Origin of the sequence: Schaalia sp. lx-100 (assembly GCF_021083625.1) — a bacterium.
Classification (GTDB): domain Bacteria; phylum Actinomycetota; class Actinomycetes; order Actinomycetales; family Actinomycetaceae; genus Pauljensenia.
The window spans coordinates 141675-165181 of record NZ_JAJNRP010000001.1 but is presented as its reverse complement, the minus strand read 5'-3'; the positions used below and the strand labels follow the sequence as shown (position 1 = coordinate 165181).

Genomic DNA, 23507 nt, shown 5'->3' with positions numbered 1-23507 from the left:
TTTACTGTGTGCTCAGTGACACCTGTAAATGCCTACAGATTCAATGATTATGCTCATGAGCCACTGGCTTATCTGTGTCTCACAATGAGCTTTACTTACCGTTACATGACAAGCGCGATAAAGTGGGAGAGTGGATCAACATCTTTGTACACGTCCTGTCCTCGCTGTTATTGGTGGAGGCCAGCTTGCCCGCATGATGCAAGAAAGCGCTATAGCGCTAGGAATAGACTTGCGTCCCCTTGTGGAAAGTCCCGATGGATCCACTGGGCAAGTGGTTGTTGACGCGCCCGTGGGTAGTCCAACACAGATACGTGATGTAGAGGCACTCATTTACGGCGCTGACGCTTTAACATTTGAACACGAACATATTGGACAAGATATCCTCACTGATCTTCCAGAGGGCCTGCCAATCCATCCCAGTGCCTCGGCACTTCTTTATGCGCAAGACAAAATCGCCATGAGGAAAAAACTCGCACATCTGGGAATCCCATGCCCCCGCTGGGCTGAAATCACCACGGCTGACGAACTGGAATCTTTCGCGCAAAAAGTAGGCTGGCCCCTGATCGTCAAAACACCGACAGGTGGCTATGACGGTCACGGTGTGCGCCTCATAAAGGCAACCCATGACATTGATGACTGGTTAGCGCGCGGGAAACCGCTCCTTGCAGAAGAAAAAGTTCCTTTTATCGCTGAAGCTGCGGCTCTTTTGGCACGTAGGCCCTCAGGAGAAATACGTTCATGGCCCCTGGCCACCACTGAACAAGCGCACGGGGTGTGCTCAATTGTGACTGCTCCTGCACAGGGACTTTCTGCTGATCTCATGGAAACTGGCATAAAAATTGGACGCACAATCGCTGAGGCGCTTGACGTGACCGGAGTACTTGCAGTGGAACTTTTCGTTGTTTCCACAGATAAAGGCATGAAATTACTGGTAAATGAATTAGCGATGCGCCCGCATAATTCAGGGCACTGGACCATTGATGGCTCTGTGACCAGCCAATTTGAACAACACATTCGCGCAGTTTTAGACCTTCCACTTGGTAGCACAGATATGCTTCGACCTGACTGCGTGACGGTGATGGCGAATCTTCTGGGCTCAGAGCTACCTGAGCCTGCGCGCGCACTGCCGGAAGCTTTAGCGGTGGACCCTGCTGTGCGTGTTCATCTCTATGGGAAAGAAGTGCGACCGGGCCGTAAACTTGGTCACGTAAATGTGGTGGATAAAGACCCTGCCCGCGCACGTGACCTCGCTATACGCGCGGTTGAAGCTTTAGCTGGTCATAGTGACAAAGCTGCAAACAGCGGCGCCGAGAAAGACTGAGATTATTCCAGCGTGGCATGAAGAAGAATCTATCGGTGCGAACGAAAAGGAAAAAAATGAATTTACCTGAGGATCTTTTGCTCAAAGCAACAGGGGCACAACCTGTCGTTGGAGTTGTGATGGGGTCAGATTCGGATTGGTCAGTGATGAGTGCTGCGGTGGAGGCACTCGCAGAATTCGACATCGCATGTGAAGTAGGTGTGCTCTCTGCGCACCGTATGCCAGAGGATATGGTGGCGTATGGGCGTATGGCTGCAGAACGTGGGTTACGTGTCATCATTGCTGGCGCAGGGGGAGCAGCTCATTTACCGGGGATGCTTGCTGCTTTAACGGAGCTACCGGTTATTGGTGTTCCTGTTCCTTTATCTCATGTCGATGGAATGGATTCCCTTCTGTCAATTGTGCAGATGCCTGCGGGCGTACCGGTTGCTACGGTGTCGATTGCTGGTGCGCGTAATGCTGGGCTACTTGCAGCACGAATCCTAGGTGCCGGTCAGGACGAAAATGCAGCTTCCTTGCGTGAAAGAATGCGTTCTTTCCAAAGAGAATTACGTGCTGTTGCTGTGGCAAAAGGTGAAGCGCTTACACACCGAGTGAATGAGGATAGGTCCACCTGCTCATGAGTGTGGTACCGACATAAAAAGTATGTATATGTCATGTGAATGTGTCGTACGCGCTCAGGTTGAACGAATGAGAATTATTGTGTTACAGAAATATGATTCAGTGTGTCTATCTGCAAAGAGTGGGATAGGGCGCTAGGCTGGAAATATGAGTATTCTTGTTACTGGCGGCGCGGGTTATATCGGTGCGCATGTGGTAAGGCTGCTTGAGCAGTCTGGTGAAAAAGTTGTCGTTGTTGATAACTTATCAACGGGACGCGTAGAGCGCATAGGTGGAGCAAAACTGATAACCGTTGATATTGCTACGGATAAAGCGCGGACACTGCTGGCAAATCTGATGGTTGATGAGGATGTTTCCGCTGTTATCCATTTTGCAGCGCGTAAACAAGTGGGTGAGTCAGTAGAACGACCAGCTTGGTACTATCAGCAAAATATCGGTGGCCTCGCAAATATCCTCATGGCTATGGGAGAAACCGGTGTTGACCGAATGATTTTCTCATCCTCTGCCGCCGTGTATGGGATGCCACCCGTTGAAGTTGTTAGTGAGGATGAGCAATGCCACCCCATTAATCCATACGGGGAAACAAAACTCATCGGTGAGTGGATGATGGCTGACTGTGAACGTGCATGGGGGCTGAACTGGATAGGTTTACGCTACTTTAATGTTGCCGGAACAGGATGGGTTGACCTTGAAGATCCAGCAATTTTGAACTTAGTTCCTATGGTTCTTGACCGATTAGCTAAAAATGAGCCACCGAAAATCTTCGGCACAGACTATCCCACACCAGATGGGACCTGTATCCGTGACTACATCCACGTCCTTGATTTGGCTCATGCTCATATTGCTGCTCTGCGGGCGCTCGAATCAGGAAAACCAGGACACCGCACCTACAATGTGGGCACAGGGGAGGGGACCTCTGTACGAGAAATTATTGAGGGAATACGACGGATTTCCGGATGGGAATTTCCTGTAGATGAATTGCCTCGCCGCGCAGGTGATCCACCGAAGCTCATCGGTAACGCTGAAAATATTTCTCACGATCTTGGATGGAAAGCTCAGCAGAGCGTGGAGGACATCCTCATATCTGCATGGGAAGCATGGCAGCAAGGACCTAGGCGTATTACTGTTCCTACGGAATAATCCATTACCTACACGTAAAGAAATCCTCCGTGTCACTGATGCGGAGGATTTCTTTGTATGCCGGTACTATCCCGAATGATCTGAGTAAATAACGGGATCAATACGACAGAACAGATCATCAAATCAGAATTTTTGAATGAAATCTTCTGCGGTCAAAGTTCCAGTACGCATTGCAGAAAAAAAGCGCGGTGCGGTTGTATCCACAAGGAGCACAGAAGAACCTGCAGCGGTTTGTTCATTGAGAGAAGCAATAGGTGGTGCGCCGACGAGCTGGTCTTTTTGAGCTTTCTTGAAAGCAAGTAATAAGCGCGCCACATCAAGAACAGAAGCATTTTTATCCACAGTGATAGCGCTTGAACCTGCCCGTTCAAGTGACAGAGTGCGCCCAGGATGAACAAGAGTCGAAGGTGAAAGGGCAGTAGCTACGGTTTGTGAAATAACTTGTCGTTGCCGTTGAGTACGACCAATATCACCCAGAGGATCGGCGTAACGCATCCGTGAGAAAGCAAGTGCCGTGGTTCCATCAGATACATGACAGCCAGCAGTCCAATTCAGTTGAGAGTACTCGTCTGACACGTCCATATCCATGCATAATTCAATGCCGCCGAGTGAATCAACGATGTGCGCTACGCCGCCCATCCCGATTTCCACATAATGGTCAACGGTAAGTGTGGTGAGTTTTTCAACGGTTTGCACTAAAAGTTCAGGGCCGCCGTATGAATAAGCGGCATTAATTTTTGACCAACCGTACTCAGGTATTTCCACATAGGTGTCGCGTGGAATAGAAACCATTGACGTTTGCCCGTTAGGAGCTTGGTGAATCAGAACAATTGAATCTGAGCGTTGCCCTTCGGCTCCGTCGCTGACAGCGCCATCAGCACGCGAATCTGAACCAGCAAGTAACCATGTAGTACCCGGAGTATCAGGGGCGGCAGAAAGCGCAGAAACTCGTTCTAAATGAGCGTTTGCATCCCATATGAGAAAAGCAGGCCACCCTACGAAAATAAGTATCGCCGTTACTAAAACACCTACTAAAAAGCCAGGCCAGCGACGACGTTTACGTCCCGGTGAACGTGCAGGGACCGTAGAGGGTGAAACTCTATTTGTTGGCGTAAAACCTGAAAAACGCGGGGAGGAAGCCGGAGCTGAACGTGCAGGATGAGGGTGAGGGGAAGTAAGTGGAGTGCGCCGCGCAGGTTGAAAAGATGGCGGCATAGTGGCTTGAACGCGATGCGGTACTTCTTGACCAGGCAGAGGAGTAGAACGAGAACCTGAAGATTCACAATGACCAGAAGTGGGAGTACCTGTGTCCTGATGACGAATTGAACGACGCTCGGGTACGGCACGACGATCGACACGTGGACTAAAAGATGGAGGGAGAGTCTGGTGATCTGACAGCTCAGAATTGATGGGAGAATCAGACTCTTTGAGCGAATGTGGAATAGAAGGTGAAAAATCTTCCTCTTTTTGCTGTTCCAGGGAGGGGTTACGCGGGCGCTGTCGTTTACGCGAAGGATCTGGTGAAAAAGAAGGAGGCTGAGTGGTCATATTAGTTCTGGGGAGGGCAAGAATCGGCTACCTGAGTTTCTGCGGCAGGCGCAGTGGCTGGGGCATTTTCAGAGGGGGTGGGAGTACTTTCTAAGACGGAAGATGATGGTGCTGCTGAATCTGGTGCGGTATTTTCTGTTGCCTGAGTAGGGGCAGTGACTATGGTTTCTTCACCTGAAATATCACGGTAAAGCGTGCCGATGGGGAAAGGAGAATCAGATTTCAAGGCTTCCCATACTGGACGAGCACGCGGGAGATCTTCTATAACGCGATTGAGGTCCCAAGGTGCAGGAGCATTCGGCATAGTGATGAATTGAAGACCGCTGCGCTCTAAAGAGGTCAGGGAAAGCATGAGTCCTGCCGCAGTGTTGATGTCGGCTAAATTCGGGGAAACCTTCAGAGCAGAAACTGTGGCTTTTAAGAAAGTGAGTAAAGAGGGTAAATCTGTCAGATAATTCTTAGACTTCAATGTTTTGAACATAGCGCCAACTAATTGATGTTGGCGGCCAATTCGTGAAAGATCTGAACCATCACCAAGATTGTATCGAGCGCGGGCATAAGCTAACGCCTGAGTAGAATCAATATTGTGGCATCCGGCGGATAAGCTTAAACCGGATAAAGCATCGTAGACTTCTTCTTCAAGGTTAAGCCACACGCCACCTAAAGCATCGACCATTGATTTGAAGCCAGAAAAATTCACGACAACGAAAGCATCAATTGTTAGACCAGTCAATTGTTCAACGGTGGCTTTCGTGCAGGCAACACCGCCTGCGAGGTCATCTGTGACCGCTCCTGTTGTAAAAGCGGAGTTAAACATACCGTCATAGGGCCGTGTTTGTGAACCATCGGAGCGCGTACAACTGGGGATTGCTGTAATGAGATCGCGCGGAATTGAGACAACTTGGATACGTGATCGGTCAGCGGATAGGTGAACAACCATTGTCGTATCAGATTGAATGGTGGAAAGTTCCTCAGAACTCCCATAGGCACGTGGATCTTCACCGTAACGTGAATCAACGCCAGAAACCAAGATATTGACTGCCTGACCTGTAAAAGGATCTCCTGGAGGTTCTTCCTCAGGTTCACTTTGAGGCATGACATTCTCAAAGGCAGAAATATCTAAGGCACTGTCGGATACTTGTCGCGCCAAGTCAAGGTAGATCCCTAAAACAGTTGTGCTGACAAGCAGAACAATACTCAAAAGAGCAGCGCACATCGTTTTCCATACCCCGAAACGGTAAGGATAAGTTGCAGCATGAGCAGCAGGGACAGTATCCGAATGTTGTATATGAGATGTCATCGTCACGAGTCTAAAGGGTTGAAAGAAAATATGGGATTTGACTGTGGAACATGTTGCAATTGTGTTGAATTCTACTGTGTGCCACCAGGGGAGTCAGAGGAAAAGCCAGATGCCTCAGTAGAGGATGGGACAACAGGTGGGGTTTGTGCGTTCTGGAGGGCAACTGCGCGTGCCAGTTGAGTGAGTTTATGTTCGGTTTGAACAGAGCGACGGTACGAGGTCATCATCTGCGCGAAGAAAGCAATAGTAAGGAAATAAACCAAAAGATTGATGCCGCGTTCAACACCGATCAAAGTGGCAAATTGGTTTAAGAAATGTGGAAAAAGAACAGCAAAAACAGCCAAAACAATAATAAATAACGTGCCAAGTCTGCGCAGAGCTTGATGTTGCGCTGTTTTTACAGGTTTGAGCATGAAAAAAATAAGGATCAATAAAGCTAAGACGAGGATAGCTTTAATTAACCAGTAGCTTGGCATAATTACCCCAGAATCAGGTCGACGAGAATATTGACAGAGTTAAGTAAAGACTGGCCTTTCGCACGTGAATAATCTGTGTAATCAATATGCACAGGCATTTCAGCCCAGGGCAGACGTGTACGCGCAAGTTCATTCACGATTTCGCTGGCGTGTGCCATGCGACTTTGACGTAGGTAAATACGTTTGACAGCATCCATACGCAGTAGACGTAAACCATTATGCGCATCAGTGAGGTGCAGGCCTGTCTGCCAGCGCGTGACCATAGCAGCCGTTTTAAGAACGAGGCGTTTCAAAGGGCTGATATCCACTTGCCCTTCAAGAAAACGTGAACCGTAAATAATCGCAAGATCATCTGCTAGAGCGCGTTCGCGCATAGCAACAGCATCCGAAACACGATGCTGCCCATCCGCATCAAAAGTAACGGCATAACGGGCATCAGTGTATTTCGTGAGGTAATCGAAACCTGTTTGTAAGGCTGCCCCTTGGCCAAGATTAATCGGATGCGTGATGACTGTGGCACCGGCATTCAAAGCAGCTTGACCTGACTTATCTGTGGAACCATCATCAATACACACAATATGTTCAAATGTGGGCAGAGCAGCGCGTATCACATCGCCGATTACTTGTTCTTCGTTATACAACGGGATAACGAGCCATGTGTCATGAATAGGCTTCATGAAACCAGTATTTCACACTGTTCTATGTGTGGTTGCTATTTATGCGCATATGTGTGATGTCTGTGTATTTCCTTGCCTAATGGGGAATGGCATTCCACATGAAACACATAGGTAGGCTGCATCCTCTGAAAGCCCTACGTAGCGTAGTATCGCTGTAGTACTTCTTATCCTTGTAAGGCACTCATAGTCCTGAATAGTCCTGAATGACGAAAGAGATCCGCATGAGCGAACTATCCTCACGTAAAGAACTTGGAATTGAAGAAACACCGATTCCCGGATTTTTACGCATTGATTTAACAGTGCATGGTGATAATCGTGGATGGTTCAAAGAAAACTGGCAGCGAGAAAAAATGGTGGACCTAGGCTTGCCAGACTTTCATCCCGTGCAGAATAACATCTCTTTCAATGATGAAATTGGTGTGACACGAGGAATTCATGCTGAGCCGTGGGATAAATTCGTTTCTGTTGCCACAGGCAAAGTTTTCGGCGCATGGGTGGATCTGCGTGAAGGCCCCAGTTTTGGAACGGTTTATACAACAATTATTGATCCGTCTGTTGCTGTTTTTGTTCCTCGGGGAGTAGGAAATGCCTATCAGACCTTGGAACCTCACACGGCCTACACGTACCTTGTAAACGATCACTGGTCACCGCAGGCTCAGTACACGTATGTTCATTTAGGTGATCGCACTGCAAATATTGCATGGCCAATTCCATTGGAACACGCGATTATCTCTGACAAAGATCGTGCTCATCCTGCTCTTGAAACAGTCATACCTTTTCCTGCGCAGAGGAATACGCGACAGCGAGTACTCGTCACCGGTGCAAATGGGCAACTGGGACGAGCGATGATGCAGCGTTTAGCGGATGCGGGATATCAGGCTCACGGTGTGGATTTACCAGATTTTGATATATCTGATGAACAGGCTCTTGCGAACGTGAACTGGTCCGAGTATGACATTGTGGTTAATGCAGCGGCTTGGACACAGGTGGATGCTGCTGAAACTGATGAAGGACGGCCCTTGGCTTGGCGTGCGAATGCGACAGGTCCTGCCCTTTTATCACGTGTCGCAGCTCGTCATGATCTGCTCCTTGTTCACGTGTCCAGTGAATATGTTTTTGACGGAAAACACAGCATCCATACAGAAGATGAGCCCCCAAGCCCCTTGGGAGTGTACGGACAATCAAAAGCTGGCGGAGACGCGGCAGTATGCGCTGCTCCACGCCACTACCTTGTAAGAACCAGTTGGGTTGTTGGCGAAGGAAAGAACTTTGTGCGAACAATGATGAGCCTTGCTGAAAGGGGAGTAAAGCCCGCTGTGGTCAACGATCAGGTAGGCCGCCTTACTTTTACATCAGAACTTGCTGAAGGGATTATCCACCTGATCTCTCAGCGCCCTGAATACGGGACATATAACCTGTCATGTGAAGGCGAAGTCACCTCATGGTTTGATATTGCTCAGCGTGTCTTTGAGCTATGTGGAAAAGACCCGCAATCAGTGACACCTGTATCTACCGAGGAGTATTTCCACGGAAAAGAAGGCATTGCCCCGCGCCCATTACATTCGTTACTTGATTTAACGAAAATCAAAAAGGTAGGTTTCACGCCGCGTCCTGCACACGAATGTTTGGATGAATACGTGAAAGTAGCTTTGAATCAATAAAAGGCAGATTCGCTGCTTACGCTGTAGGGTAGTTTTTGCTGCTCAGGATTTCCTCTGTTATGCATATGTGAGTACACAAGGTGAATACATCATCAGGAAAGTGCAGGAAAACCTCAAAAATCCTGAGTTATTGCCCGGAATCCTGAATAAATAACGTGTACATAAAGACCTGCGTTCACTAAAAATACAACAGGGAATATGCGTTAGACTCCCAAGGATTGGAAATGCTACCATCTGCTGACGAGAATCCGGATGTGCGTGTTTTATCGGTGAAAAACACGATATTGAGGTTACAAGTGAGGGTGTGACATGAATAAGCGAGATGCCATTCGTTTCGGTACGGTTGTTTCCTCACGCGATAACAACCTTGATCTTATTCGCTTTGTCAGTGCAATCGCAGTGATTTGGTCACATTCATTTTCTTTAACTCAAGGGCCTCACAGTTTAGGGGCTTTTTTGGATCAGTGGACTGACCAGCGCCTGAGCTTTGGTGGTATGGCAGTTGCTGTATTTTTTCTTTACGGTGGCATCCTCATTGCGAAAAGCTGTGAAAGCCATCCAGATACACGTAAATTTTTTATTGCTCGCTGTCAAAGAATTTTCCCACAACTCATATTTATTGTCCTTTTCTCAACATTCGTGTGGGGAGGGGTATTGACAACTCTGTCAATAACAGACTATCTAACGAATGGTGAAACCTACCGGTATTTACTCAACGCCATTCTTATTCCTGTTCATACTTTGCCGGGTGTTTTTACATTTAATCCTTATCCTGAAGTAGTCAACGGCTCTTTGTGGACACTACCGGTTGAATTTGCTGCATATATTCTGTGTTACCTTATTTTTCGATTAACGGCTTTTCGGAAGAAAACCTATATATGGACCATTATCGTCGTAATCGCTTGCGCAATTGTCTATTTTGCTTTCTTTCATCTGTATATGCTGAGCGTGGTACGCGCCGTTCTTGAGTTTTATATTGGTGTGTGTTTATGGGTGTGGCGTGACAAAATTATTTTGCGTCCCTCATGGGGTATTTTGTCGATATTCGCAACGATCGTTTTATGCTACTTCGGTTGGGATATCGCTGCGATGCTCGTGACTTTCCCTTACGCATGTCTGTGGTTAGGCTGGGGGACACGACGTAAGTTTTCTCATTTTGCCAAATACGGGGAATTTTCTTACGGCATTTACTTGTGGGCTTTCCCCTTACAGCAGACACTCGTATTCTTATGGCCAACACCTATGCATTGGGCAGTAAATGCCTCACTTATATCCCTTATTGCAATATGCGGGGGTATCTTCAACTATCACGTCATTGATAAACCTGTGATGAATATGGTGCGTCGCCGCCGAAAAATTACTGCCAGCACCAGTCACATGTGATGCGTAGGCACGCGAGTATCAAAAATACTCACAATGAGGACTCAGATGTGACTGAAGCTGCGCACTCCCTTACACATTATGAGTTTTTACTGTCTGAAGTGAGGAAATCAGGTAAATCTGAACTATCGTTCTCATACCAGGCGAGTAGGTCATCAATATATGTTGCCGCGTAGGAATAGTAGGTCAGAAGCCACTCGCCGACATCATCTCCTTCGGCTTCTTTTGCTAGTGCCCACACATACCAACACCAGCCGGCAAAAACAACGTATGCCCAGAAATGACGCATTTCTTCGTGTGTAGGTATGCGGTCAAAGTAATACCGTAAAGCTTGTTGCGCCTTGTCGGGGCACAATCGTGTACACACAACTAGTGTCCCAAAATCACTGGCCACATCAGACATGCCAGCATATTCCCAGTCAATTAAATGAATGGTGTTATCTGTTTCAATGAGGAAATTTGGTGGATAAAAATCGTTATGGCATGGCACGTGAGGGAAATCATCATTATCGGCTTGAGTTTTAAGGCGGAGGATTTTTTCACGTAGTTCAGCGTATTCTGGTAAATCAATGGGACCATGCTGTTCTAGTACGCGCTCGTAAGAAAAGCTTTCAGAAATAAAATCGAATGAACGAGAAAGCGTTTTACCGCTGTTATGTAGGGTGCGGGCCATACGCATTGCTTGAGCTAGTTCTTCAGGATTTTCTGGGTCAAGATTGCGCGTATGTGGAATATAACGTGAAATTTTCCAACCAGAATCTGGATCTCCTGAAATAAAAGTTGAATCTAACCCTAAATCAGCGGCAAGATGCATAGCCTCAAATTCTGCTTGTCGATCAACAAGTTTGCTGGTTCCTGTTCCTGGATGGCGGTACACGTATTCTTTACCATCGAGGGAAAAATGGCAGGAAAGATTTGTGACCCCTTGTTTCAGTGGGAAAATATCGTGGATATCATTGATAGGGCAATGAAGGACAGAAGAAATATTATGGAAAACCTCAGAGTCAATATTTTCCATAAATAACGGATCAAAATTGCGTAATTCATCAACAGAATCAAATTCATTAATCATTCCTGCGGGATAGCGACGTATCACCATGTGCAAATCTTTAATGTGGTCAAGATAAATGGATTCCCACAGTTGTGGCACGGTACGCGGTAAGTCATAGACCTTATCGAGGATACGACAGAATGCGCGTGAGAATTCGCGGTCGAAATACACATGTCCGAGCATTGTCCATGAATCGTGACCACCGATAGTTGCTCCGGTGATTCTGTCGCCAGGGCCTGTCGTTATACACCATTCTTGTGTGGGGCCCTCAACGTATTGAGCTGAATAATAGGCTTGGTAGACGTGTGATTCAAAAGGATTTTCGGTGAAATAATCATCGGAAGAACAAATATATGTGTTGGCGAGTTGATCGCGTACACGCCACAGCGAGCCATTGTTATTACGTGTCGCGTATTCGTCATTAATAACGAGTTTCACGCCAAATTTTTTAGCAAGGTAGAAGAAATACTCTTTTTTATAGCCAACAACGATAGTGATGTCAGTGATACCTGCCTCAATGAGTTGACGAATTTGCCTTTCAATGAGGATTTCACCGCGTACACGCAGAGTTCCTTTAGGTCGCTCATAAGAAATTGGCGCAAAACGTTGGGATAAACCGGCTGCCATGATAATTGCGTTATTGACACGATAAGGAGCAAGGGCTGCGCGACCCGCATCTGTAATAACTTTGTTGGCTATGTAGCCGCGTTGTTCGCATATGCGCACGGCAGTGTTGATGCGTCCCAGCGATATCTGTGTTTTTTCGTGAAGTTGCCGCTGGGTGAGGGGAATATGAGCGCATGAAAGTGCGTAAAGAACCTCAAATTCAGATCGGGTGAGCGAATCCATGTGTATCAACCAATCGTGTGTATGCCAGCTCAATTATGTTCAATTTTACTGCAGGAAGCGGTGCGGGTGAACGATTACGAGGATAAAACACAATATATTGCTGTGCACACAATCAACTACTTATCTAATAAAATCTCAAAAAGATCATTTCCTGACGAGGAAAATATAGGAAAAGTACCCTTTTATTTGTCTAGCAGCCCCAAAAGGTAAGCCCCATAACCGGATTTAACCAATGGTTCGGCGCGTTGACGTAAACCCTCATCGTCAATAAAGCCCATACGCCATGCGACTTCTTCGGGCGCGCCAATCTTCATACCTTGACGTGCCTCAATAGTGCGCACAAAAGCAGTGGCATCAGCCAAAGAATCAAAAGTTCCTGTATCAAGCCACGCACTTCCGCGGGGGAGTACCTCTACGGCAAGCGTGCCGGCTTGTAAGTAGGCCTTGTTAATATCAGTAATTTCATATTCACCACGCGCAGAGGGCTGTAAATTCCGTGCAATCTCAACAACATCGTTATCGTAGAAATACAAACCAGGCACAGCGTAATTTGACTTAGGATTTGTGGGTTTTTCTTCAATTGAAAGCGCAGTGTAATTCTCGTCAAATTCAACGACACCGTATTCCTGCGGGTTTGTCACATGGTAGGCAAAAACAGCTCCACCATGCGGATCTACATGTCGGCGCAGGCGAGTGCCCATACCTTGCCCATAGAAAATATTATCCCCGAGGATAAGCGCGGCACTTTCGCAGCCAATATGATCGGCACCTAAAACAAAGGCTTGTGCCAGACCGTTAGGAACTGCTTGAACAGCGTAAGTAATATGAACACCCAGCTGTGAGCCATCACCCAGTAAACGTTGGAAAGCTGGGGCATCATGAGGTGTTGTAATGACAAGGACATCCTGTATTCCAGCAAGCATCAGCGTGCTCAGGGGGTAATAAATCATGGGTTTGTCATACACAGGAACCAGCTGCTTTGAGGTTCCTAAAGTAATGGGATTAAGTCGAGTACCTGAGCCACCTGCCAGAATGATGCCCTTCATTGTGCCTCCTGCTTGCGTGAAATCTGCTCCTCTTGATTATGCCCTCTGAATCGGGTTCTAGCTAAACCATTCATTGAAAAGCCGCCAGAAATTACGATTCCCATACGTTGAACACTGATCTCCCGTGCCGCTTAAGTGACGTAATGCGGCAGCATTAGGCTGGTAAGGGGTGTAGTTGTACAAAGCCGCAGTTGCACGATTTGCCATAGTGACCCGTGAACCGCCACAACTTGCATTCGGGTGATATCCCACCCATGAAGTGCGTCCGGCTGCATGATTGAATTTATGAGGTTCCTCGCCGTACTGCACAAGGCGTGAGGCTGCTCCATATACCTGCAAAGGGAATGAAGCATAAGCTGAAGAACAAGGAGCTGAATCAGGACACGCATACCCCATAGCTTTGCTATACCTAGTCTGGCTTAGGCTATTACCACTGGCAGTAAGTAGGCCTTGTTCTTTTTGAAGCATGGTGAGCAGTACCTGAGGGTTAATCCCACATGCCTGCGCTGCCTTATAAATGACTTCCGCGCTACTTTCAGAAGGACTTCCCTGATAGGACGCGCAGTAGGGGAACTTCATTGTCGATGACGTTATTCGATAATCTTTCAAACAGGCAGTTCCATCAGAAGCTGGACGACATGAACGGCCTTTCTCAGATAAGAACTGTTGGATAGCGCCAGTGGACATTGTGTGCGCGTTAAACATCTGGGCATCAGATATAAGAAAGGCGGGGTTAAAACCACTGGCAGGAGCGGCAGAACCAGAATCAACGAGCGCTCCATTTTCGTCGAAATAGTAGGTGGTGTTATTGATAACTCGGCTGCCGGTGGACATAGCGCCACTGGGTTCAAGGTAGTACCAGTAGGCCCCGAGTTTAATCCAACCGGTTGTCATTGCGCCGCTAGAGCCAAAGTGATACCAGTAGGTTCCAAGTTTGGCCCAACCTGTCGTCATTCCTCCGTTAGAGCCAAAGTGATACCAGAGGCCACCGATATTCTTCCAACCGGTTGCCATTACCCCAGTGGAATCAAAGAAGAACCAATATCCTCCTATTGATTTCCAACCGGTGGCCATAATGCCGGTAGGTTCGAGGTAGTACCAGTAGTCTGCGACTTTGATCCAACCGGTTGTCACTACTCCGTTGGAATCAGCGAAATACCAAGCGTTTTGATACTTTACCCATCCTGCGCTCAGAGCACCGCTGTTGGCAAAAAGATACGTGGTTTTATTGACCATGTACGGGCCGGTAACCATGGTGGCATCAACGTCAAAGAAATACCAGGTTCCGTTGATTTTTTGCCAACCGGTGACAAGCTCCCCATTGGAGGATACCCAGTACCACTTGCCGTTGGCTTGAGTCCAACCACTGGATGCCTGCGAGCCGCTATCAGTGAAAAGGTACATCTTGCCGCTGATGACACGCCTTCCAACTGCCATAGTGCTATCGGAGTCGAAGTAGTACCAGGTGCCGTTGATTTTTTGCCAACCGGTTGCTAATGCGCCATTGGAGGATACCCAATACCAAGTGTTTTGAAGTTTGAGCCACCCCTGTGGGGCTAGTGCTCCGCTATCGGTGAAGTAGTAGAGATCTGAGTCAATGATACGTTTCCCGGTGACCATTGATCCATTGGAATCAAGGTAGTACCAGGTTCCGTTGATTTTTTGCCAACCGGTGAGCATATCGCCATCATCAGAGAGGTAATACCATACTCTGTCGATTTGTTGCCAACCGGTGGCCATCGCACCATTGGAATTGAAGTAATACCATTTATTGTTGATTTTTTGCCAACCGGTTGCCATTGCGCCGTCAGAGCCCAAGTAAAACCATGTGCCCTCTGATAGCAGCCAGCCGATGTGCTTTTGACCGGTGCTGAGCACGTAATACCATGATGTGCCTCCGCGAGAATTTGTGAGCTGCTGCCATTGCCCAGCCGGGGAGGAATTTGAGCCTGAAGTGGCAATAGAACGGATGACTCCGAGTTTTGCATATCCCATATTTCCTGGACATTCGGTAGCTCCGTTATCGCGGTGTCCAGAAATACGTGGGAGGTAGGCGACTTGGCCGGCTGTGTATTTTCCGCTGTTACCTTGAGCTGTAAAAGAACCGGAAGACATCGGGTCTACGCCTGCTGCTCGTAGATGCGCGCCAGCAAGTTTGCCAACTGTGTCCAGTGTTGCTTCCGAAGGAGCAACGGTGCTGTACGTGCCGAGCATAGAAATCCCCATGGTTCCAGTGTTAAAACCATAGGAATGGCCGCCTACAACCATTTTGCCGTTACGAGCAGCTGCTGATCCGGAACGTCCTTCGTAAGCACGTCCCCATTTATCGACGAGGAAGTTGTAACCGATATCGCCCCACTCTAAGGTGACCGCGTGGTAATGGTAGATACCTCGAACGATTCCGGGAGCTTGGTCACGTGTGTAATTATTTGTTCCCGCTGTGTGGTGAACAACGACGAAAGGTGCGTAGGCCTCAGATCGTGGCCATGTCATTTCTGATTCGTCTGCTTGCCATTGTGAGCGACTGAAAAATCCGTAGGACAAGGACTCAGGTATTGATGTGGCAATACTACGCGCAGAAGTTACTGCAGCCGAGGTTCCTAAACTGCCGATGCGTCCAATGAGTCGTTCCGATAGTGCTGTGGTGTGAGAAAGAGTGGGATCGGGTGTGTCGCTGTTTTGCGAATTTTCTTCCTCAGGTGAGGAAAGTTCTATGTCTGCATCACTGTCTTCTTCGATGAGGGGTGTGCCAGGTGCCTCAACGGTTTCCAGATCACGGTCTTCCAAAGCGACGGTGCCAGAAGGCTGTGCGGGGATGAGGGAGAGCTGAAGTTCAGGGGGGAGGTTATTTGGATTACCAGTCACACGAATTTGGACTCCGTCGGCGGTGCCGGTGATGAAAGGTTCAGTTCCGGGGTGTCCTACATTGTCATCACGCCCTGAAGCAACTTCGGCTTCGACCTCATGCCACGGGGACCAGTCATCATTTTCACGTACACGCATATAGATGGATGTGCCTTCAGGTAGATCTGCGCGTCCAGTCCATGTTAGGCCCGCAACTGTGAAGTCTTGGACTTCCAGTGGCTGGGTCAAGATCGCGGCATCGTGGGGAGCGTCAAGAGCATTTTCGCCTGTGGAGGATAACGCTCCGCGTTGGAAGTAGTGCAGGGAGGCGCCGCCATTTCCGGCGGGGACTGTTTCTAAAGCTGCAGTGGCTGCTGCAGTGGGATTACCTGCTTCATCGGTTAGTTGCAGTATGCGAACAGGAGTTTTTCCCTCAAGGGCGTTATCGGCAGCATATGCAAGGGAAGCGCCCAGAGTGAGGGCCACCAAGACTGTAGGTGTGGCAAACCTCAGTAGTCTTTTCCAAGACATTATGTTACTCCTGTGACAAATGTTGATAATGTGACATGTGAATACAACATAACATGAACATTTCACAAAGTCACGTGGGAGTTTTTTGCCCAGAAGCGGCATAATCAAGTCAGAGCATTTATCTGGCAGGAGTACTACTTATGCATATCGTTGTTACAGGTGGAGCAGGTTTCATCGGCGCAAACTTTGTCCACACCCTCCTTGAAGACCATCCTGAGGTTGATATCACAGTTCTAGACAAATTTACCTACGCAGGTAACCGCGGCTCCTTAACGGTGACACAACCAGAACACAACGCACGTCTAAATATCATCGAAGGCGACATCACTGACGCAGACCTTATTGATTCCTTGGCCGCACAAGCTGACGCAATCGTTCACTTTGCCGCAGAATCACACAACGATAATTCCCTGAATGACCCTTCTCCCTTTGTCATGACAAATCTTGTGGGAACCTACACGCTATTAGAAGCCGTGCGCCGACACCATGTGCGTTTCCATCACATCTCGACAGATGAAGTTTACGGTGACCTTGAGCTTGACGATCCTGCAAAATTTACACCAACAACACCATACAACCCCTCATCGCCTTACTCCTCAACGAAAGCAGGCTCAGACCTCATGGTTCGCGCATGGGTGCGATCATTTGGAGTCGAAGCAACCATCTCAAACTGCTCCAATAACTATGGGCCGTTCCAACATATTGAAAAATTCATCCCACGTATGGTGACAAACCGCCTGCGAGGTATCCGCCCTCGACTCTACGGAGAAGGGCTAAATGTGCGTGATTGGATCCATGTGCGCGATCACAACACCGCAGTGTGGGAAATCCTCAATCATGGACGTATAGGCGAAACCTACCTCATCGGCGCCGACGGTGAAACGCAAAACAAAGAAGTTGTGCATATCCTGAACGAACTCATGGGATATTCAGCAGATGACTACGATCATGTTGCTGACCGCGCAGGGCATGATCTGCGCTACGCAATCGATGCAACGAAACTCCGTGAAGAACTTGGATGGGAACCTCAATACACAGATTTCCGATCCGGACTGGCAGACACAATCGAATGGTACCGAAATAATGAACAGTGGTGGGCGCCACTAAAAGAAGCTGTCGAAGCAAAATATGCTGCTCAAGGACAATAAAATCTGAAAACTTCACTCAAGTGCAGGACTACATGAAGGAAAATTGCCTAGCAGTGCTCCTTCGAGCTAGTCCTGCACTTACCTCTATACATCTATTACATCGCCGAATTTGCCAATAAGTGATTCAGGCGCGGCTCCGCTTGTCACCGTAGCGTCGTGACAAGTTCATGGTAGGTTGTGAGCAACTGACATGCAGCACACGGTTGTACATGAAACTGCGACAGAGTGACTGAATAGGAAGGAAACCTCATGGACCTCATAGTTGTCGGCTCAGGACTTTTCGGCTTAACTGTCGCACAACAATGCGCTTCACGTTGGGGACTGAAAGTAACGATCGTTGACCGTCGTCCCCATATTGGCGGAAATGCATACTCCGAAATTGATCCCGACACCGGAATTGAAGTCCATACCTACGGTGCCCATCTTTTCCACACATCAAATAAACGAGTCTGGGAATACGTCAACCAATTCACGACATTCACCAATTACACCCATAAAGTGTGGACTACCGTCGCTGGCGTGGTTTACCCCATGCCCGTGAATCTGGGGACTATCAACCAATTCTTCAACAGCGCCCTAACTCCGACACAAGCTCGTGCGCTTATCGCTGAACAAGCAGCAGAAATAAGCGGCGAAGACATCACAGATTTTGAGTCACGAGGTATTTCCCTTGTCGGCCGCCCCCTCTTTGAAGCATTCTTCAAAAACTACACTGCGAAACAATGGCAAACAGATCCTCACGACCTTCCGGCTTCCATCATCTCCCGTTTACCTGTGAGGTACACCTACGACAATCGCTATTTCAACGATACCTACGAAGGCCTCCCAACGGACGGCTATACCGCATGGCTCACTCGAATGATTGACGATGAGCGTATTGACGTTGTTTTAGATACAGACTTCTTCGACCCGAACCACCCCTTAAATAAAGCCGCGGTTGCCGGTCAAATTCCGATCGTATACACCGGGCCAGTTGACCGATACTTCGACTATTCGGCAGGCGATTTATCGTGGCGAACTGTTGATTTCGAGAAAGAAGTCCTCGACATTGGTGACTTCCAAGGCTGCCCCGTTATGAACTATGGTGACCTTGATGTTCCCTACACGCGCATCATTGAATTCCGGCACTTCCACCCCGAACGTGACTATCGCACCGATCGCACGATTATTGCACGCGAATTTTCACGTTTCGCCGATCACGGTGACGAACCCTACTACCCGGTGAATACTGCGCAAGATCGTCAGCGTATTTCCGCTTACCGTGAACTGATGGCTGACGAAAAGCATGTTTTCTTTGGAGGGCGACTCGGAACCTACGCATACCTCGATATGCATATGGCTATTGCTTCTGCTCTGACGATGGTCGATAACGACCTCGCCCCAATTTTTGATGCCCGCAGCATCCGCTGATACGGCTCAGACATTGAAAATAGGGGAGGCTCACGCCTTTTAAGGCGTGACCTCACAAAAGTAAAGTTGCGCTTTCAAATTCGGCAATCCTTTGTACGTCCTCGCAGGTGTATTCAAAGCGATCAACGAACACAACGGACATTCCCCGTGCCCAGCAATTGACGATTCGTGCCATATCATTGTAAGGATCTTCGCTCAGTAGTAGCACGCGTGAAATATCTGAGGGTATATGAGACATAGTGCCGTTCAGTACATCTTCGATATGAGGTGCCGTATCCAGGAGCGGGACAACAACAGAATCCGCATGTGACATCAGCTCACTGAGCGCATCTGAGCAATTCTCAGGCAACGGCCCAGGCCACATGTAGGTTAGAGGATCGATGCACTGCAGGAGTACCCATTCGCCAGAAAACGGATAACTGAGTGCCGATTCTTCATCGGAATGTACGCGAATATTAAGGAACGTATCTTCGGGTACGTACATGTGCTCAGGCTGTTGCGGCCCCTGTTGCACGTGCTCTGAGGCAAAAAAAGGAATGTGCGACATGACATTACCTACAGCTTCTTTATCTGTGCGTAGCGTATTTTCTGGGCGAAAAACCGTTGCAGGGTAATACACAGACCAGCCATAGAGCGTGGCAGATGCGCTCCACATAATGTTTTGCCAGGTGCAGCCAAGATCTATAAGAACATGCCCTGCAGGATCATCCCCGTAGAGTGCAGGTGAAAAATCTTCCCCCAAGGCATTCGCTGTTTTTGATAGCCAACGCGCAACTACTGGAGCTCCCAGCTCTGTGCGATCATGACCGTAGAAAGTGAGGGAAGGGCCTAGTCGTCCCGCAAGAGAATGAGTGAGATCAGATAGATACGTCATGCTCAGAGCCTAGCGTGCGAGAGGGAAGTCAGCGACTCTGCATATAAGAGTCCATCAAATGAAATAGGGATTTTGTGCTGTTAAGAGGGCTTCCAGCACTTTTCTGAAGGGAAGAAAGGAGCTACTTTGTCGAAAATAGGAAAAATATTCCTATAGCAGCATGTTGCTCATAATGATGACAATATCTCAAATACCTCATACCACTTGACTTGAACGAATGACACGCGTGTAATTCTCATATTGGCCTTATCGCAATGAGGAGAACCTCGTGTGGAATATCCTTGGAGACGGACCTATTACATGGTCTGACCCCTTTGACGCATCGACGGCTGGAGCCGACGATGGTCCTTTGGCATGGCAGCAGCATGCGTTATGCGCTCAAACAGATCCGGAAGCATTCTTTCCGGAAAAAGGTGGCTCAACCCGCGAAGCGAAAGCAGTATGTCAATCATGCGAAGTTCGTGCAGAGTGTTTGGAATACGCCCTCGCTAATGACGAACGATTTGGTATCTGGGGTGGTCTGTCAGAACGCGAAAGGCGACGAATACGACGATCAGCAGTATGAAAGACAACATGTCTGTGAGCGCTGAGCTCGAATACGTGACATGAAAATACGATCATAAAAAGTGTGTGCAGGTCCGAGCACACACTTTTTCTTTGGAAAGCCACCTGGAAAAACCTCGTAGCAGTGCCGATAAAATACAACGCACACATAAGCTGGTCGGCACGCATGCGCAATAGTACGGTGAATGGAAAATCCTACGAGAGTTCTTTTTCTAACTCATCTGGTGGAATAGTTAAAATATGTGAAATTCGCTCAATGATGAGGCGACGCAAGAAAACAGCGAGTTGATCGGAAGTAACTCGTTGAAGGACAGGAAGACGATGAATCACAATCCGATCAGGTAAGCCACGGCGACGATCCGCCGGAAAAATACGCGCCAAAATAACAGTGGAATCCTCCCAAAACGCAGGAAGCGAAGGAGGAACATCCTCAACAGCAAATTCAATGGTACCTACCGCTGGCCACCGCTCAGTAAGTTCTGCGACGATTCTGGCAACGAGTGCATCAAAATGTTCACGCCGTGTACGCCAGCGTGGAGTTGAAGGAGGGAAAAGCACATATCGAAGGCCGCGACCATGACGATCACGAAAAGGAGAACGATGCAATGCTACGGACACCCCCTCACTCTATCGCTCAGAAATCTATGAAGTAGCATAGAGTAGTTCGGTGATTTCGGTTCGACATTGTTCCAAACCAGGGTGTACTCGTCAGTCTGTAGCGACCCTGACATACGACTACCATGAATCAACGGCGGTTTTAGGTCCTTTGGCAACAGCTGCTGAACCGCACACATATGATCTCTGCGAACTTCACGCAGAACATCTCACCGTGCCACGTGGATGGCAAGTTGTTCGACTTCACACAACTTTTGAACCAGCTGAGCCTTCAGAGGACGACCTCATGGCTCTTGTAAATGCAGTACGCCAAGCAGCACAATCTCCACGTACGACTGCAGATAATCACAACAATGCAACAGTACATTCCCTCCACGAACACCGTTCACGTACAACACCACCTGAGCCTCATGAAATCGAATATGGTCCTTTTGCCCAGCCCCGCAGCAACAGCACCGACCAAAGCGCACAGATCGAAGATGCTCACCGCAGTCCACTTGATCCGCAATCCCCGTGGGCTAAACGCCGCGATCAATTTCGCATAGTCCCTGAAGAAAAAGACGACGATACTACGACACGTTAAAAGGTGTACGCATTGCGTGTGCTCGACGTTGCTGAGCACTCTTTTCTTGCTGCCAGAGGCGCTGACACTCCCGATCACGTAAGACAACCAGAACAGCCGCGAGGAAACGTTCAGGATGGGTACCCTGCGGTGGTAGCGGGGCAACTGAGGTACTTACACGTTGAGCCAATGATTCAGCAGCCTGTGAACGCATAGCAGGCTGTAAGATCCGATTCGTGCGCAAGAAGCCTAAAACCTCGCGGTGAAGCTCAGATGAAATTGGCAGAATTTGAGCAGTCGATGCCCATTGTGCCAAATCCGGAGGCATAAGAATAGGGGGATACGCATATGACTCAGGTTCAGCAACCACAATCGTGCCCGCAGCAAAATCTCCCAAACGTTTACCGCGCGGCGAAACAATTGCACTGATGAGTGCCAAAGCGCCGAAAGAAATCCACACATCCATCAGACCAACGAGAGTGCGCATAGCGACATGACGAGCAGTAATAACGCCGCCATCATCACGTACCACGCGCAAACCGAAAGCCCATTTTCCTAAAGAAGAACCACGTGTACATAACTCCACACAAAAAGGAATGATGAGGGCGAGCGTGACAAAAAGGGCAATGAATAGTGTCCGTGTAAGTGATTGACTGGCATTATCAAGGTGAAAAAAGAATACGCGCACAAAAACAATCGAAGCGAGTATTCCCAGACCAATATCAGTAAAAGTTGCTGCAATACGCACTAACGGAGAAGCCGGATGAATATCGAGTTCAACAGCCGCGCCGGTCACAATAGATTCGTCAGGTATTCGTCGATACACAGTGCGGTTAGTTGAGCGAGAATCGATCATATATGACACGCTAGCGGAGTGAACATAGAAGCGCTCGAAGTTGCTCACAGCACGAACTGGCAACGGTTACATGAACTGTCGCGTCGTCGTCGTTTGGATGGGAAAGAAATTGAGGAACTGACTGCCTTATATCAGCAGGGAACTGCGGATTTGGCTGAAGTAAAGACTTTGATGGCAGACCCGGATATCACTCGTCGTTTATCTCGTGATCTTGCGCAAGCACGTGCGCGTTTAACAGGTACAACGGGCGGGTCTATAGAAGCGATTTCACGGTGGTTTTGCCTGGTTTTACCTGCTGCTTTGTATCAGATTCGTTGGTGGATTGTGGGGGTGACAACGGTTTTTCTTCTCGTTTCCTCCGCACATGCCCTCTGGATACTGTGGCATCCATCATACTTTGCATATTTAGGGTCTGAAGAAGCTCTGAAAAGCTATGCTCAAAAATCTTTCGTCAAATATTACAGCCAAGATACAAGCGCAGAATTTGGTATTTCTGTGTGGTTTAACAATGCTTTTATCGCTTTACAATGCGTGGGTGCTGGAATCACAGGTTTCTATCCAATTCAAGTTCTTTTCGCAAATGCGGCTTCTATTGGGACAACGGCTGCCATTGTGATCCAATTTGGTGGAGTGTGGCATTTCTTCCGTTTCATTTTGCCGCATGGGCTTCCTGAACTGACAGCAGTTTTTATTTCAGGAGCAGCCGGTTTACGTATTTTTTGGGCACTTATCGTTCCAGGCTCACTTACACGTATGCGAGCGGTTGCTCAGGCTGGACGAACAATGGTGACAGTAGCCGGAGGCTTAGTGATCCTCCTCTTCATTTCAGGGATGCTTGAAGGGTTTGTTACCCCCTCATCTTTACCGGATGCTGTGAAAATAACAGCTGGTTCCCTCGTTGTGATTGCCTTAGCTCTGTATATCTGCGTCCTTGGGCGACGTGCTTATATGGCGGGCTACAGCGGGGATATTGAAAAAGACGCGGGCTACGATTACGTGACGGCTGGCTAATGGGTTTCGGTTTTACTTGCGC

General features: G+C 48.3%; 20 protein-coding genes. 10 read left to right on the top strand and 10 right to left on the bottom strand.

Features of this window, described 5'->3' with window-relative positions; translation table 11 throughout:
• The first annotated feature begins 130 nt into the window (after positions 1–130).
• The 3 genes from LRP54_RS00665 (at position 131) to galE (ending at position 3082) form a co-directional block, all read left to right on the top strand.
• On the top strand, positions 131–1321 hold the full coding sequence (locus tag LRP54_RS00665) for a 5-(carboxyamino)imidazole ribonucleotide synthase (RefSeq protein ID WP_231234616.1): 1191 nt from the start codon (positions 131–133) through the stop codon (positions 1319–1321).
• Positions 1322–1377: 56 nt separating this feature from the next.
• The gene (purE, locus tag LRP54_RS00660; RefSeq protein ID WP_231234615.1) at positions 1378–1944 is read left to right on the top strand and encodes a 5-(carboxyamino)imidazole ribonucleotide mutase; all 567 of its coding nucleotides are present in this window, start codon (positions 1378–1380) and stop codon (positions 1942–1944) included.
• Between the two features lie 145 nt (positions 1945–2089).
• The gene (galE, locus tag LRP54_RS00655; RefSeq protein WP_231205412.1) at positions 2090–3082 is read left to right on the top strand and encodes a UDP-glucose 4-epimerase GalE; all 993 of its coding nucleotides are present in this window, start codon (positions 2090–2092) and stop codon (positions 3080–3082) included.
• A 123-nt stretch (positions 3083–3205) separates the two neighbouring features.
• Here galE and LRP54_RS00650 read toward each other — a convergent pair whose 3' ends face one another.
• From LRP54_RS00650 to LRP54_RS00635, 4 genes are all read right to left on the bottom strand, one after another.
• On the bottom strand, positions 3206–4630 hold the full coding sequence (locus LRP54_RS00650) for an LCP family protein (protein WP_231234614.1): 1425 nt from the start codon (positions 4628–4630) through the stop codon (positions 3206–3208).
• 1 nt (position 4631) lies between these two features.
• Positions 4632–5930: an LCP family protein gene (locus tag LRP54_RS00645; protein ID WP_231234613.1), complete on the bottom strand. Its 1299-nt coding sequence runs from the start codon at positions 5928–5930 to the stop codon at positions 4632–4634.
• Between the two features lie 71 nt (positions 5931–6001).
• The gene (locus LRP54_RS00640) at positions 6002–6406 is read right to left on the bottom strand and encodes a DUF2304 domain-containing protein (RefSeq protein WP_231205409.1); all 405 of its coding nucleotides are present in this window, start codon (positions 6404–6406) and stop codon (positions 6002–6004) included.
• A 2-nt stretch (positions 6407–6408) separates the two neighbouring features.
• Positions 6409–7083, bottom strand: a complete 675-nt coding sequence (locus LRP54_RS00635; RefSeq protein WP_231234612.1) for a glycosyltransferase family 2 protein — start codon at positions 7081–7083, stop codon at positions 6409–6411.
• Between the two features lie 221 nt (positions 7084–7304).
• Between LRP54_RS00635 and LRP54_RS00630 the strand changes: the two genes are divergently transcribed.
• Both LRP54_RS00630 and LRP54_RS00625 read left to right on the top strand, forming a co-directional pair.
• Positions 7305–8744 (top strand): sugar nucleotide-binding protein, encoded by a 1440-nt coding sequence (locus LRP54_RS00630; RefSeq protein ID WP_231234611.1) that lies wholly within the window; start codon positions 7305–7307, stop codon positions 8742–8744.
• Between the two features lie 309 nt (positions 8745–9053).
• A complete protein-coding gene (locus tag LRP54_RS00625; protein ID WP_231234610.1) occupies positions 9054–10127 on the top strand; it encodes an acyltransferase family protein in 1074 nt (357 codons plus the stop codon).
• Positions 10128–10203: 76 nt separating this feature from the next.
• On the opposite strand, the gene LRP54_RS00620 is transcribed toward LRP54_RS00625, so the two are convergent.
• The 3 genes from LRP54_RS00620 to LRP54_RS00610 form a co-directional block, all read right to left on the bottom strand.
• Positions 10204–12024, bottom strand: a complete 1821-nt coding sequence (locus tag LRP54_RS00620) for a phosphotransferase (RefSeq protein ID WP_231234609.1) — start codon at positions 12022–12024, stop codon at positions 10204–10206.
• A 182-nt stretch (positions 12025–12206) separates the two neighbouring features.
• On the bottom strand, positions 12207–13070 hold the full coding sequence (gene rfbA / locus LRP54_RS00615) for a glucose-1-phosphate thymidylyltransferase RfbA (protein WP_231234608.1): 864 nt from the start codon (positions 13068–13070) through the stop codon (positions 12207–12209).
• A gap of 57 nt (positions 13071–13127) precedes the next feature.
• Entirely contained in the window at positions 13128–16445 is a 3318-nt protein-coding gene (locus LRP54_RS00610) for an N-acetylmuramoyl-L-alanine amidase (RefSeq protein WP_231234607.1), read from the bottom strand.
• Between the two features lie 140 nt (positions 16446–16585).
• On the opposite strand from LRP54_RS00610, the gene rfbB reads away from it, so the two are divergent.
• Together rfbB and glf are read left to right on the top strand one after the other, a co-directional pair.
• Positions 16586–17593: a dTDP-glucose 4,6-dehydratase gene (gene rfbB, locus LRP54_RS00605; protein WP_231205403.1), complete on the top strand. Its 1008-nt coding sequence runs from the start codon at positions 16586–16588 to the stop codon at positions 17591–17593.
• Positions 17594–17842: 249 nt separating this feature from the next.
• Entirely contained in the window at positions 17843–19003 is a 1161-nt protein-coding gene (glf, locus tag LRP54_RS00600) for a UDP-galactopyranose mutase (RefSeq protein ID WP_231234606.1), read from the top strand.
• Between the two features lie 52 nt (positions 19004–19055).
• Here glf and LRP54_RS00595 read toward each other — a convergent pair whose 3' ends face one another.
• Positions 19056–19877, bottom strand: a complete 822-nt coding sequence (locus tag LRP54_RS00595) for a hypothetical protein (protein ID WP_231234605.1) — start codon at positions 19875–19877, stop codon at positions 19056–19058.
• 268 nt (positions 19878–20145) lie between these two features.
• Here LRP54_RS00595 and LRP54_RS00590 point away from each other — a divergent pair, with 268 nt between their 5' ends.
• Positions 20146–20442 (top strand): WhiB family transcriptional regulator, encoded by a 297-nt coding sequence (locus tag LRP54_RS00590; RefSeq protein WP_331274740.1) that lies wholly within the window; start codon positions 20146–20148, stop codon positions 20440–20442.
• Positions 20443–20636: 194 nt separating this feature from the next.
• Here LRP54_RS00590 and LRP54_RS00585 read toward each other — a convergent pair whose 3' ends face one another.
• The gene (locus LRP54_RS00585; RefSeq protein ID WP_231205400.1) at positions 20637–21059 is read right to left on the bottom strand and encodes a metallopeptidase family protein; all 423 of its coding nucleotides are present in this window, start codon (positions 21057–21059) and stop codon (positions 20637–20639) included.
• A gap of 49 nt (positions 21060–21108) precedes the next feature.
• Here LRP54_RS00585 and LRP54_RS00580 point away from each other — a divergent pair, with 49 nt between their 5' ends.
• Complete coding sequence (locus LRP54_RS00580) at positions 21109–21639, top strand: DUF3499 domain-containing protein (RefSeq protein WP_231205399.1); 531 nt, start codon at positions 21109–21111, stop codon at positions 21637–21639.
• Here LRP54_RS00580 and LRP54_RS00575 read toward each other — a convergent pair.
• A complete protein-coding gene (locus LRP54_RS00575; RefSeq protein ID WP_231234604.1) occupies positions 21626–22474 on the bottom strand; it encodes an RDD family protein in 849 nt (282 codons plus the stop codon). The genes LRP54_RS00580 and LRP54_RS00575 overlap by 14 nt on opposite strands.
• An 18-nt stretch (positions 22475–22492) precedes the next feature.
• Here LRP54_RS00575 and LRP54_RS00570 point away from each other — a divergent pair, with 18 nt between their 5' ends.
• Positions 22493–23485, top strand: a complete 993-nt coding sequence (locus LRP54_RS00570) for a stage II sporulation protein M (RefSeq protein ID WP_231234603.1) — start codon at positions 22493–22495, stop codon at positions 23483–23485.
• The last annotated feature ends 22 nt before the right edge of the window (positions 23486–23507 follow it).